This window comes from Roseobacter sp. N2S (genome assembly GCF_031454055.1).
Taxonomy (GTDB): Bacteria; Pseudomonadota; Alphaproteobacteria; order Rhodobacterales; family Rhodobacteraceae; genus Amylibacter.
This window is the reverse complement of the sequence record NZ_JAVDQB010000003.1, coordinates 368,300-379,873: the sequence shown is the minus strand read 5'-3', so window position 1 is coordinate 379,873 and position 11,574 is coordinate 368,300. Positions and strand designations below refer to the sequence as shown.

The 11,574-nt window shown below is 55.1% G+C and carries 13 protein-coding genes; 8 read left to right on the top strand and 5 right to left on the bottom strand.

The features are described from left to right. Window positions 1–78 precede the first annotated feature (78 nt). Window positions 79–357 (bottom strand): DUF3572 domain-containing protein, encoded by a 279-nt coding sequence (locus GGE09_RS10925; RefSeq protein WP_309746159.1) that lies wholly within the window; start codon window positions 355–357, stop codon window positions 79–81. A 138-nt stretch (window positions 358–495) separates the two neighbouring features. Between GGE09_RS10925 and GGE09_RS10920 the strand changes: the two genes are divergently transcribed. After that, window positions 496–1,881: a diguanylate cyclase gene (locus tag GGE09_RS10920; RefSeq protein WP_309746158.1), complete on the top strand. Its 1,386-nt coding sequence runs from the start codon at window positions 496–498 to the stop codon at window positions 1,879–1,881. A gap of 10 nt (window positions 1,882–1,891) precedes the next feature. Here the strand turns inward: GGE09_RS10920 and GGE09_RS10915 are convergent, their stop codons facing one another. From GGE09_RS10915 to GGE09_RS10900, 4 genes are all read right to left on the bottom strand, one after another. Continuing rightward, window positions 1,892–2,383 carry a periplasmic heavy metal sensor gene (locus GGE09_RS10915; protein ID WP_309746157.1) on the bottom strand — a complete coding sequence of 164 codons (492 nt, stop codon included), beginning with the start codon at window positions 2,381–2,383 and terminating at the stop codon, window positions 1,892–1,894. Between the two features lie 5 nt (window positions 2,384–2,388). Beyond that, complete coding sequence (locus tag GGE09_RS10910) at window positions 2,389–2,781, bottom strand: hypothetical protein (protein ID WP_309746156.1); 393 nt, start codon at window positions 2,779–2,781, stop codon at window positions 2,389–2,391. Beyond that, window positions 2,782–3,369: an RNA polymerase sigma factor gene (locus GGE09_RS10905; protein WP_309746221.1), complete on the bottom strand. Its 588-nt coding sequence runs from the start codon at window positions 3,367–3,369 to the stop codon at window positions 2,782–2,784. It abuts the gene before it with no gap. A gap of 79 nt (window positions 3,370–3,448) precedes the next feature. After that, window positions 3,449–4,147 (bottom strand): EF-hand domain-containing protein, encoded by a 699-nt coding sequence (locus tag GGE09_RS10900; protein WP_309746155.1) that lies wholly within the window; start codon window positions 4,145–4,147, stop codon window positions 3,449–3,451. Window positions 4,148–4,301: 154 nt separating this feature from the next. Here GGE09_RS10900 and GGE09_RS10895 point away from each other — a divergent pair, with 154 nt between their 5' ends. The 7 genes from GGE09_RS10895 (at window position 4,302) to GGE09_RS10865 (ending at window position 11,526) form a co-directional block, all read left to right on the top strand. Further along, complete coding sequence (locus GGE09_RS10895; RefSeq protein WP_309746154.1) at window positions 4,302–4,730, top strand: DUF983 domain-containing protein; 429 nt, start codon at window positions 4,302–4,304, stop codon at window positions 4,728–4,730. A gap of 61 nt (window positions 4,731–4,791) precedes the next feature. After that, window positions 4,792–5,472 carry an NUDIX hydrolase gene (locus GGE09_RS10890; RefSeq protein WP_309746153.1) on the top strand — a complete coding sequence of 227 codons (681 nt, stop codon included), beginning with the start codon at window positions 4,792–4,794 and terminating at the stop codon, window positions 5,470–5,472. 79 nt (window positions 5,473–5,551) lie between these two features. After that, window positions 5,552–7,012, top strand: coding sequence for a PLP-dependent aminotransferase family protein (locus GGE09_RS10885; RefSeq protein WP_309746152.1), 1,461 nt, complete (start codon window positions 5,552–5,554; stop codon window positions 7,010–7,012). Between the two features lie 180 nt (window positions 7,013–7,192). Then, window positions 7,193–8,197, top strand: coding sequence for an ABC transporter substrate-binding protein (locus GGE09_RS10880; protein WP_309746151.1), 1,005 nt, complete (start codon window positions 7,193–7,195; stop codon window positions 8,195–8,197). A 99-nt stretch (window positions 8,198–8,296) separates the two neighbouring features. Then, window positions 8,297–9,100 (top strand): ABC transporter ATP-binding protein, encoded by an 804-nt coding sequence (locus GGE09_RS10875; protein WP_309746150.1) that lies wholly within the window; start codon window positions 8,297–8,299, stop codon window positions 9,098–9,100. Beyond that, window positions 9,100–10,428, top strand: a complete 1,329-nt coding sequence (locus GGE09_RS10870; RefSeq protein WP_309746149.1) for an ABC transporter permease — start codon at window positions 9,100–9,102, stop codon at window positions 10,426–10,428. The genes GGE09_RS10875 and GGE09_RS10870 overlap by 1 nt, the downstream gene beginning before the upstream one ends. Before the next feature lie 159 nt (window positions 10,429–10,587). Further along, a complete protein-coding gene (locus GGE09_RS10865; RefSeq protein WP_309746148.1) occupies window positions 10,588–11,526 on the top strand; it encodes a bifunctional enoyl-CoA hydratase/phosphate acetyltransferase in 939 nt (312 codons plus the stop codon). Window positions 11,527–11,574 lie beyond the last annotated feature (48 nt).

Here is an 11,574-nt window from a genome sequence, read left to right as displayed (position 1 = left end):
CTTTAGAGCATAAATATCTTGGGTGAATGCGCCAAAGGCGCAGAGGGCAAAGCCCTCCCCCCGTGACACACCAAGGAATCAGGTCCAATGCACCTCTCCCTGCCCTGGCAGGGATTGCTGCGCCTCATAGGGTGTTTGATAACTGAACCCGTGTTGATCACAAAACTGGATAACCCATTGATCATCCATTAACAAAAAACCCAAAACTGCGCCTTGAAAATCTGCATCCCCGGCACGGCTGCGCAGGTCGTCAACGCTGGCACCGCTGGCCCCCAGAAAAACATCTCGCAAATCATCTTCGGCGACGACCCACGCCAAAGCCTGCAATGCAACAACTTCTGCCTGTTCCGGTGACATTCCAATCCAATCTAATTCAAAGTTTCGCAATTTTCGAAAGGTTTCATTAACACCTTTGGGTTTACCTGTAAGCAGCACCGCCCGAAAGGGTGAGTTTCGCCATGCAGCCCCCTTAACGCGACACTCCGGAGGAACGCGATGCCAGGACGGATTTTAATCTTTGATCCGCAGGTCACCAACCGGCTGATGCTGAAATCCCAACTGGCGCGGGATTTTTTTGATGTCGCCTTGGCTTCGGACGCGGCTGAACTGACGGATAGTCTGCGGTTTGGCGCGCCCGACTTGATTATGATGTCATATGCTGCTGAAAAGGCGGTCCAATTTCGCAATGTCCACTGGGCGAAATCAAAGGCGAATTCCGCCCATATCCCAATCGTTTTCTTACACAACAGCCAAGACCCGACCCTATGGGACGCAGCACACGACTGTTTGGTGGACGATGTTCTGGCCTATACAACCCAACGCTGGTTGATGGCGGCGCGGGTTAATATGTTGATCCGTGGCAAGGAAAAAATTGACGGATTGATTGCCCGCCAGCAGGCCATTTCACAAATGGGATTTGCCGAGGCCCCAACGGCCTATCCACCGCCCGTTTCCCGCGGTGTGGTGCTGGATGTGTCTCGTGCCTTGGTCCTGTTTGATCCAGAATTCCAAACGGCGGTGACCACTGGCTTATCCCGTGATTTCCCCATGTTAACCCTGAAAACGCAAAGCAATCAGATTAGCCAGAACAGACCCGCAGACATCGCCATTGTAGATGAATTCACCCTTGGCCGCACCGCCGCTTTCACCGCTATCTGCGACTTGCGCAAAACCAGCCCCAGCACGGAAACCACGATTCTTTTCACCTGTGACACCAACACTCCCAATGCAACCCGTGCGTTGGAGCTTGGCGCGCAGGAATTTGTGCCCTCTCACGGATCAGTCACCCAAATGGTCTGCCATTTGCGTCGTTTAATCTGGCAAAAACAAATGTTTTATCGCACCGAACGGGCTGTTTCCAACCACCTGAAATCTGCACTCATTGACCCGCTTACAGGCGTTTATAACCGCCGCTACGCCCAACAGTATCTGGAACAAATGGTGCAAAAGACCCAACGTACAGGGGCGACCCTTACTGCGATGATTCTGGATCTGGATCGGTTCAAACTGGTTAACGATACCTACGGTCATCTTACAGGCGATAAGGTTTTGAAAGAAACCGCCAAACGTCTGGCCCGCAATATCCGCTCTGCCGATTTGTTATCCCGCCTTGGGGGCGAAGAGTTTTTGATTGTTCTTAGTGACACCTCGCCAGACAAGCTGCGCGATATTGCCGAAAGGCTGCGCCTTGCGGTGTCTCAACACCCGTTCACTTGTGAAAATGGCAGTCAGATTTCGATTTCCGCCAGTATCGGGGTCAGCAATGTTGAACAATCCGGCTGGAGCAACGCGCAGGCCGTCATCGACAGCGCCGACCGCGCGCTTTATCGTGCTAAAGGCGGTGGTCGGAACTGTGTTATTTTCGGGGGAATCGCCGCATAACCTGCCGCGACTAATGCTCTTTCTTATGGCTTTTCCGCTTTTCGCGGGCCGTTTTTACTTGGTCGGCAAATTCCTTGCGTTCAGCGTCTGACAAATCGGCCACTGCTGTGACCAGCGCGTCTTGCAAGCGATCGTTAAACCCTAGCGCAAAGGCGTTGTGTTCGCGGATGGCTGCCCGCGCGGCCTCTTCTGAAAACGGTTGTGCCAGCAACATCTGTTCGAAATTATTCCGCTTTTCGCGCATTTCCCGCATCGAGGCCTTGCGGTTTTCACCGAAAAATCCAGATGCCGCGCGCACTTGATCTTGTTTGGCTGGCGGCAAGGCCTTGATATAGGCGCCCATGCCCATGCTGCCCCGATCCCCATGTGGGTTCGGCCCACCGTCAAAACGGGCAAAAGCGCCTGCCACCAAGCCGACCACCAAAAGGTTCACGGCCAGCGACCCGATCAGGGCGATCTTGGACCAGTTGCGCGGCTTCTTGCTGCTTGTGTCTTGTGTCATCGTATTCACCCTTCCAACTCGGCGGTGGTATCGTCTAATATATCCAAATAGGTGTAATCCACCTCGGCGGTTTGCTGCGCGGCCTCTGGCAAATAACTGCGCACAGTGTCGGGGGCTGTGAACCCGTATAACAACCCCACACAGACACAGGCCGTCAAGGCCGAGGCACCGGCCCAACCGCCGATCATCTCGGCAAATCCGGCAAACAACCCGCGGCGGGGTTGCGGCGCGGCCACAGAGACGGCCACAGGGGGCGCATTAAAACTGGCCTGAACGCTGGCCGCATCCGCCATCACACGGGCCATTAAATCCGATTTGGGCACGGGATCCGCAGCTTTCGCCGCGTCGAAAAACAGGTCAAGCGTTTGATCGTTTTGGTTTTTATCAGCTTGTGCCATCTAACTTTCCAATCCCAGTTCCATTTTCTGCGCGTCCAGCGCCTGCGCCAACGCGCGTTTACCCCGTGACAACAGACTTTCCACCGCTTCGACCGAGACTTCCATAACTTCGGCCACTTCGGGGTTTGTCAATTCCTGCAAAAACCGCAGACTGACGGCCTGACGCTGTCGATCTGGCAGGTTTTGCAAGGCTGCCTGCAAAGCCTCTGCACGGTCGCGCGCAATCAAATCCGACTCGACCGAGGGGCGCTCGTCGGGCGGTTCGGGCACACTGTCGATATCTTGTGTCGCCCGTTTGCCCGAATGTTTGCGCAGCCGATCCAGACATAGATTGCTGGCCACACGGTACAGCCAGGTCGAAACTTTCGCCTCTCCCTGCCGCCAGTCCGGCGCAATTTTCCACAACCGCATCAGCGCGTCTTGCGCCACATCTTCGGCTTCGGCTTGATCACCCAACATCCGCAACGCAAGAGCCAGCACCCGCCCCGTGTGGCGATAGGCCAACACGCCTGCAGCCTGACCGTCCCCGTTGGCAAACAGAACCATCAGGGCGTCATCGCTAATATCAGTTTGGGCATCCAAAGGCATCATCGTGAACCGGCATTACCTGTCTTTAAGATTTTGAGCAACGCCCGGACCAAAGCCCGGGCGTTGCCCTGCGGTGTCGTTACTTAGATTTTTTGGACCATTTATCATGGGCCGCTTCGGCCTCGGCTTTGGAAATGCGGCCGTCTTTGTCCGTATCCATATGGGACATCATCCGGTCGGCCATTTCAGTGCCCAATTCGTCTTTGGTCACTTTGCCGTCTTTGTTGGCATCCAGTTTGGCCATCATATTCCCGTGACGGTCGCCGCCGCGGCCGTTTTTGTCACCACCTTTGCGGCCCTCTTTATGGCCATCTTTGCCACCGCGTTTGTCACCGTGGTGCTTTTTGCCGTGCTCCCCCATGCGGTCGTGGCGCATTTTCATGGCTGCATCGAATTCTTCTGGCGACAGGGATCCGTTGCCATCTGTATCCAGCTTTTTGAACAGCTCGGCTTTTGCTTCTGGTGACGGCTCCCGCTTGCCACCCGCTTCTTTATCGCCCGCTTCGCTGCGTGCAGCGCGCATTTCTTCGCGCATGGCTTTGCGATGGGCGTCCATTTCCTCTTGGGTCACGGCGCCGTCTTTATCGGCGTCCATCGCATCAAACCGCGCATCCCGCGCAGCAATCAATTCGGCCTTATCCACAAATCCGTCTGCATTAATGTCCAGTTTATCAAACTGCATGCCCATACGGCCTTTGGCCATCGCAGGCATCGTCGCACTCAGAGCGATCATAACTGCTGTTGCGCCCATAAGCCCGATTTTTACTGAATTTCTCATTCTGTTTCCTAACCTTCGTTACACAGTGTGACAGTGTTTTGTCGGGGTTGATACGCAAGGGCCCAACGGGTTCCGTCGGTCTTTTTTCAAATTATTTGCGACATCCCGCCGCAAGACAGCTTGTCCTAGTTCTTTTTGTGCGCATTCGGCTTAAATGGGGCTCATGGAAACGACTGATCATATAATCGACCCAAATCTGGCAGAGCGCGAGACCAAACCAGCGATGTTACGCGGGTGGCGACGCAAGTGCCCGAACTGTGGTACCGGCCCTTTGCTTAAAGGGTATCTTACCGTGCGCGACACCTGCGAGGTCTGCTCTGAAGAGTTGTGCCACCACCGTGCCGACGACGGTCCTGCCTATGTAACGATTCTGATATGCGGTCACCTTCTGGCCCCGCTTATGCTGATTATATTTGAAACCTTTCGCCCCAATGCGCTGGTTTTGACTGTCGGCTTTATGATCGCTTTTGTGGCGTTGGCGCTCTATATGCTGCCGCGGATCAAAGGGGTGTTTGTCGGGTTGCAATGGGCCAAAAGAATGCATGGTTTTGGTCGCGACGTAGCGCCAGTGGCCGCAGAATAGCTGGACAATCCCCAAGCCGGGGGATTTATATGTGCGCAAACAGTTAATGTCAGGCGCCGCTATGAACGATATTCCCATTAAAGATGCAGCAACCGTAATTCTGGTGCGTGATGCAGACGATGGCCCACAGGTTCTGATGGGGCAACGGGGTAAATCTGCGGTCTTTATGCCGAATAAATTCGTCTTCCCCGGCGGTGCTGTTGATTTAACGGACGCCGAAGTGACCCTGACAAATTCTGCATCAGAACGCTGCATGGCCCGCCTGCAAGAAGACGCCGATCCCGATCTGGCCCCGTCCCTGCTGGCCGCAGCTATTCGTGAAATGTGGGAAGAAACCGGCCACCGGATCGGCCAACGATCCGAACGCGCCCCTGAAATGGCCCATACCCAGCCTGACAACTGGCAAAGCTTTTTTCAATCGGGCTGCCTGCCGGACCCAAGTGGATTGGAATTCATTTTTCGCGCCATTACCCCGCCCGGTCGCCCCCGCCGCTTTGATGCACGTTTCTTTCTGGGCCGCGCCGATTTGATCCAGGGCGATCCGGATGATTTTGCTCGCGCCCAAGATGAACTGTCCCACCTGCAATGGATTCCGCTGGCCAAATCCCGCGATTTTGACCTGCCCTTCATCACCGAGGTGGTCTTGGCCGAGGTTCAGAACCGCCTGAACACCCCAGACACCGACCATCCTGTACCATTTTTCAGCCATGACGGTGATCACTCGCAGTTCCTGAAACTGTAGGGCTGAGTGGCTCTGCGCCCAAGCAGAATTCAAAAATAAGTCCACTTTACCAGCACCATAAGTCCAGCTAAGCTGGGCTATGGCCCTATCCGAAGACCTCTTTTTCCTTGATTCTGCCTTTGAAGGCAGCTTGCAAAGCCAGATCAGACAGATCGTGGCCTCTGCGATCCTGTCCCGCCGTTTTCTACCCGGAGAGCGGCTGCCTTCATCGCGAAAACTGGCGAAACATCTGGGGATTTCGCGCATCACCGTGACCCTGTCTTATCAGGAATTGGTGGCAGACGGCTATCTGGCAACCCGCTCCCGCTCGGGTTATTTCGTGGCGGATGACGCGCCTACATCTGCCTTTGATGGCACCACCGCAAATACCACAGATAAAGTTGACTGGTCCGCCGCCCTGCAACGCACCTATACAGGCGCGCCCAAGGTGGCAAAATCCTTCAACTGGCAATCCTACCCCTATCCGTTCACCTATGGTCAGGCCGACCCGCAACTCTTCAGCCACTCCAACTGGCGGCTCTGCGCCCATCAGGCGTTAGGGAAAAAAGAATTTGACAGTCTGACTTCGGATTACGCAGAGGAGGACGATCCCCAACTGATCGACTTTATCGCCCGTCACACGCTGACGCGGCGCGGCATTCAGGCCAATCGCAACCAGGTTTTGCTGACCGTAGGCGCGCAAAACGCGCTTTGGATGGTGGCACAATTGTTGTTGGGGCACGGGCGCAAAGCAGCCTATGAAAATCCGGGCTACCCTGGATTGCGCGATATTCTGCGCCACCGGGATTGCAGCCTATCCCCTGTAAACGTTGACGAAAACGGCATGATCCCCGCGCTGATCCCGCCTGATACCGATGTGGTGTTCACCACCCCCAGCCATCACGCACCGACCGCAGCCACTATGCCAATGACCCGTCGCCATGCGCTGCTAAAGATGGCCCGCGAACAGGATATGATCATCGTCGAAGACGACTATGAATTTGAAATGTCCTTTCTGAATGCCCCCTCGCCTGCGCTGAAATCTTTGGATACCGAGGGCCGTGTGATCTATGTGGGCAGCTTTTCCAAATCGCTGTTTCCGGGACTGCGGCTGGGCTATCTGGTGGGGTCCGAACCGCTGATCCGTCAGGCCCGCGCCCTGCGATCCATGGTATTGCGCCACCCGCCCGGCCATATGCAGCGCACCACGGCGAATTTTCTGGCTCTTGGCCATTATGATGCCCTGATCCGCCGCATGAAAGACGCCTATTTTGAACGCCGTCAGGTGATGGCGAAAGCCCTGACAGAACATGGCTTGACCATCGCAGGCAGCGCGTCTTTCGGCGGCTCGTCCTTCTGGATGCGCGCCCCCGAGGATGTTGACACAGAGCAACTGGCCCAAGTTTTAAAGCCCAAAGGCGTGTTGATTGAACCGGGTGCGCCATTTTTTGAGGGCGAAAACGCCCCGAAAAACCATTATCGGCTGGCCTATTCTTCCATCGACAGTCGCATGATTCCAAAAGGGGTTTCCATCATTTCGGAAACCATAAGAAATCGCTAGTCAGCGCTTTGCGGTTTTGAGACACTTGATTTATTGGAATCATCCAATAGGCCAACTGGCGCTATCATACAGCCGCCAAACAGGCCCACTAATCACCAGTTAAATCCGCGTCACCGCAGGATTTAACCAAAAGAAACGCTGCGAGGCCCAAAGAAGACCTCGTGACACAGGGAGACTACCATGAAACTGACAAAAACGCTGACCGCCATCGCAGTTGCACTGGCTGCGACCACAGGGTCCGCCGCTTATGCGCTGGACGAACTGGTTGTGGGCTATTTTCTGGAATGGCCAACGCCAAACCAATATGCCCAGCACAACAAGATTTATTCTGAAAAAATGGGCATGCCTGTAAAATGGGTTGCCTTTGATGCGGGGACTGCAATGTCTGCCGCCATGGCCTCTGGTGACGTGCATATTTCCTATTCCCAAGGCGTGACACCGTTTTTGGTGGCAACCGCCGCAGGTCAGGATTTGCAAGCCGTTGATATCGCTGTATCTTATTCAGACAACGATAACTGTGTTGTCCGCTCTGAGCTGGAAATCACCAAAGACAACGCTGCCGAAGAACTAAAGGGCAAGAAAGTTGCCGTTCCATTGGGCACAGCCGCCCATTCCGGTTTTCTGGCACAGATGAAATATCTGGGTATCCCTGAATCCGATCTGACTATTGTTGATATGGCCCCTTCAGATTCCGCTGCCGCCTTTAGCCAGCCGAATTCTGATCTGGCGATGGTCTGTGGTTGGGGTGGCGCATTGCGCACCATGAAACAACACGGCAACACAATCCTGTCAGGTGCTGAAAAAGAAAAAGTCGTCGGCAAAGTGTTCGATCTGACCACTATTCCAACTGCATTTGGCGAAGAAAACCCAGAGGTTCTGGCCCAGTTTCTGGCGATCACCGCTGAGATGAACGCCATGTACGCCAAAGACCGCGCTCCGATGATGGAATCGATCCAGCAAGAGGCCGGCATGGACATGGAAGGCACAACCGCCGTGATCGACGTGTTTGCATTCCCGACAATCCAAGAGCAACTGTCTGACGAGTGGATGGGTGGTTTCGTAGCCCAATACCTGACAGATTCAGCCGCGACCTTAGAAGCTGGCGGCAAAATCAAAGCCTTGGGTGATTATGCAGCCATCGTAAACACCAGCTATCTGGAAGCTGCCAGCAAAATGATGAAGTAATCCACTTCGTCTGAAAACTGGTACAGTGAACCGTGGCACGGCCTTCGCGCCGCGGTTCCTTCCATTTCTATCCCAATTCTCATAACATACGGAATTGCTATGTCAGGTCTGGTCATCGACGATGTTTCAATGACCTTTGAATTGCCCAATGGCGGCAATGTCGAAGCGCTCAAGAACATCAAACTTCAAATTAACAAAGGCGAACTTTTGTCGGTGCTTGGCCCCTCGGGGTGTGGCAAGACGACGTTGCTGAACATTCTCGCGGGGTTTCTGGCCCCCACATCGGGTGAAATGTCTCTGAACGGGCATGCGATCACCGGCCCTCACAGCGAAAGGGGCATGGTCTTTCAACAAGGGGCGTTGTTTGAATGGATGAACGTTGCCAAAAACATCGGGTTCGGCCCGAAAATGAAAGGCACACCGCAGGCTGAAATCGACGCCAAAGTGACTGAATTGCTGGGCATCGTCGGCTTGCAGGATTTTGCCGAAAAAATGATCTATGAAATGTCAGGGGGGATGCAGCAACGCGTGGCGCTGGCCCGCTGTCTGGCCAATGATCCCGATATTATCCTCATGGATGAACCCCTTGGCGCGCTGGATGCGCTGACCCGTGAAAAGATGCAAAGCCTTGTGCTGGATATCTGGAAAAAGACCGGCAAGACCATCATCCTGATCACCCACTCGGTCGAAGAAGCCCTGCTATTGGGCGAGCGCCTGTTGGTTATGGCCCCGCGCCCTGGTCGGGTCCACAAAGAATACCGCCTGCCATTTGCTGAACTGGGCGTGGGGGCCGATCTGCGTGAGGTCAAACGCCACCCCGACTTTGGCCCGAAACGGGATGAAATCCTGTCGATGATCTGGGACATGGAAGAAGAAATCATGGGCCGGACGGAGAGCGCATAATGATACAGGAAGTTCTTGAAGTTATCGTAACGACCCTGCGTATGGTGGTGGGGATCACCGTGATCATGGCCGTGTTTCTTTTGGTCAGCATGGCAATTTCTTATGCCTACAAGGCACTTACCAACAGCCGCAGTAAGGCCAAAGGCTATACCGCGCTGAAAACCGTGACCTTCGGCGATGAAAGTGCCGTAACCGCCAACCGCTTTGCGTCCATTGCAGCGATTGTCACGATTTTTCTGCTGTGGTGTATCGCAACCGGATCTTCGCTGATCCCGACCGTGCTGCCACCGCCGTTTGTGGGCAATTCATCCTTTGAATATACTGCCCGCAACGCCGCAGGGGAAACCGCCAAAGCCACTGTCCACGTTGAGGTCTACGCAACAGGCGAAGAGCGCCCCGACAAACAGGACGTAACCGACCAAGGCACCAGCTTTGCCAAAGACGACTCGGTTCTGATCGTTGAACGCCGCACCAAAGTTCTAAAGGCGCAGAACAACGACATCGGCGGTAAAGAAGACGGCTATGAAGTGATTGAAATCAACGGCACCCCCGTCACACGGGAATCCGTAGTGCCGTTTGCGGATGGAGAAATCTACGTCACAAAACAGGGATCTCTGTCCGTTCGCCCCGCAACTGGCATGACCATGGAGGCGCTTTATTTGCCGCCCCCTGAAAAAGTCTGGTCGTCCTTCGTAACCCTCAACAAAGAGGGCTATCAGGGTGTCGGCCTGTGGGAAAACGTGTTCTGGTCGCTGATCCGTGTTGTCATCGGCTTTTCGCTCGGTTGTTTGTTCGGCATCCCGCTTGGTTTTGCTATGGGGTTAAATTCATGGCTGCGCGGCTGGTTTGATCCGATCGTGGAATTCATGCGGCCCGTACCGCCGCTGGCCTTAATTCCGCTGGTAATCATCTGGTTCGGGATCGGTGAACAGGGCAAAATCTCGCTGTTGTTCCTTGCGGCCTTGTGGATCATGACCATCGCTGCACGGGCTGGGGTTTCGGGCGTTAGCATATCCAAAGTCCACGCCGCCTATTCGCTGGGGGCGACCAAACGGCAATTGCTGACAAAGGTCATTCTACCCAACTCATTGCCAGAAATATTCACTGGTGCGCGGGTGGCGATGGGGGTCTGTTGGGGCACAGTTGTGGCAGCCGAGCTGGTGGCCGCTGAAAAGGGCGCTGGTAAAATGATCATCGCCGCCTCCAAATTCTCGCTGACGGATATTGTGATCATCGGGATCATTATCATCGGTGTGATCGGATATGGCATCGACGTGCTGATGCGCATGGCTGAAAACAAGCTGGTCCCATGGAAGGGGCGCGGCTGATCCGGCCCGCTGGTCCAGCTAAAAATCCTTATAAAAACTTGTGCAAAGGCTCCATTCCATGGGGCCTTTGTCATTTTGGCTATATCCGTGCGGTCAACTGGCCCTAAGCAAGTTTCACGTTATAACTGATACAGTTACACCAACACCCCGAGGAATCCGATGATACGCAAACCCTCTGCATTTCTGTCGCACATCACGGCTGATTGCCCACCGACCCTGATCGCACAGGCCGCCAAAGGCCCCCCGCCCCGCGTTGCCATCGCCCGCGCAGGGGCCGCCCTGCCCATGCAAGCCGCGCAAGAAGCTACTGAGGCGGGCATCATGACCCCGATTTTTGTCGGTGAACCCGATGCCATAAAAGCCGAAGCCAAGGCCCTGAACTGGGATATTACCGCTTTTGCCCTGCACGCCACCACAGGCGAGGCCGAGGCCGCCGATACCGCAGCCGCACTCTGCGGCGCGGGTCAGGCCGATGTTTTGATGAAAGGCCATTTGCACACCGATCAGTTTATGAAGGGCGTGCTGTCCCGTGAAAACGGCCTGCGCACCAGTGCGCGTCTGGTGCATGTGTTCCATATTACGCCGCCGGGTCAGGACACGCCGCTGTTGATTTCCGATGCGGCGGTAAACGTGACACCCGATGTAAAAACCCGCCAGTCCGCGACCCAAGCCGTGGTCCAACTGGCCCGCGCCCGAGGTATCGCCCACCCCAAAGTCGCCTTCCTTTCCGCCACCGAAAGCGCGATCCCCTCTGTGCCTTCGTCAGTGGAAGCGGCTGAACTATGCGCATGGGCCAAAGCCGAAATTGCCGGAGCAGATTTTTCCGGCCCGCTGGCGCTTGATCTGATCCTGTCGCCCGAGGCTGTAGCCATCAAAGGTCTGCAAGACGACCCTGTCGCAGGCCAAGCGGATTGCATCGTTGTGCCCGATATCGTGTCAGGCAACGCCATCTTTAAAGCACTGGTTTATCTGGCAGGCGGTTGCGCTGCAGGCGTGGTGATGGGCGCCAAAGTACCCGTGTTGTTGACCTCACGCGCCGATCCCCCAGCCGCGCGGCTGGCCTCGGCAGCATTGGCAGCAATTCTGACCCGCACGTAAGGCAAATATTCTAAAAATACGGTGGTACTTTGGGACAATAATCCGGAT

What these genes read in the sequence shown, in the direction of transcription:
- GGE09_RS10925 (WP_309746159.1), bottom strand. Translation starts at nt 357, where the DNA reads ATGTCACCGGAACAGGCAGAAGTTGTTGCATTGCAGGCTTTGGCGTGG.
- GGE09_RS10920 (WP_309746158.1), top strand. Translation starts at nt 496, where the DNA reads ATGCCAGGACGGATTTTAATCTTTGATCCGCAGGTCACCAACCGGCTG.
- GGE09_RS10915 (WP_309746157.1), bottom strand. Translation starts at nt 2,383, where the DNA reads ATGACACAAGACACAAGCAGCAAGAAGCCGCGCAACTGGTCCAAGATC.
- GGE09_RS10910 (WP_309746156.1), bottom strand. Translation starts at nt 2,781, where the DNA reads ATGGCACAAGCTGATAAAAACCAAAACGATCAAACGCTTGACCTGTTT.
- GGE09_RS10905 (WP_309746221.1), bottom strand. Translation starts at nt 3,369, where the DNA reads ATGCCTTTGGATGCCCAAACTGATATTAGCGATGACGCCCTGATGGTT.
- GGE09_RS10900 (WP_309746155.1), bottom strand. Translation starts at nt 4,147, where the DNA reads ATGAGAAATTCAGTAAAAATCGGGCTTATGGGCGCAACAGCAGTTATG.
- GGE09_RS10895 (WP_309746154.1), top strand. Translation starts at nt 4,302, where the DNA reads ATGGGGCTCATGGAAACGACTGATCATATAATCGACCCAAATCTGGCA.
- GGE09_RS10890 (WP_309746153.1), top strand. Translation starts at nt 4,792, where the DNA reads ATGAACGATATTCCCATTAAAGATGCAGCAACCGTAATTCTGGTGCGT.
- GGE09_RS10885 (WP_309746152.1), top strand. Translation starts at nt 5,552, where the DNA reads ATGGCCCTATCCGAAGACCTCTTTTTCCTTGATTCTGCCTTTGAAGGC.
- GGE09_RS10880 (WP_309746151.1), top strand. Translation starts at nt 7,193, where the DNA reads ATGAAACTGACAAAAACGCTGACCGCCATCGCAGTTGCACTGGCTGCG.
- GGE09_RS10875 (WP_309746150.1), top strand. Translation starts at nt 8,297, where the DNA reads ATGTCAGGTCTGGTCATCGACGATGTTTCAATGACCTTTGAATTGCCC.
- GGE09_RS10870 (WP_309746149.1), top strand. Translation starts at nt 9,100, where the DNA reads ATGATACAGGAAGTTCTTGAAGTTATCGTAACGACCCTGCGTATGGTG.
- GGE09_RS10865 (WP_309746148.1), top strand. Translation starts at nt 10,588, where the DNA reads ATGATACGCAAACCCTCTGCATTTCTGTCGCACATCACGGCTGATTGC.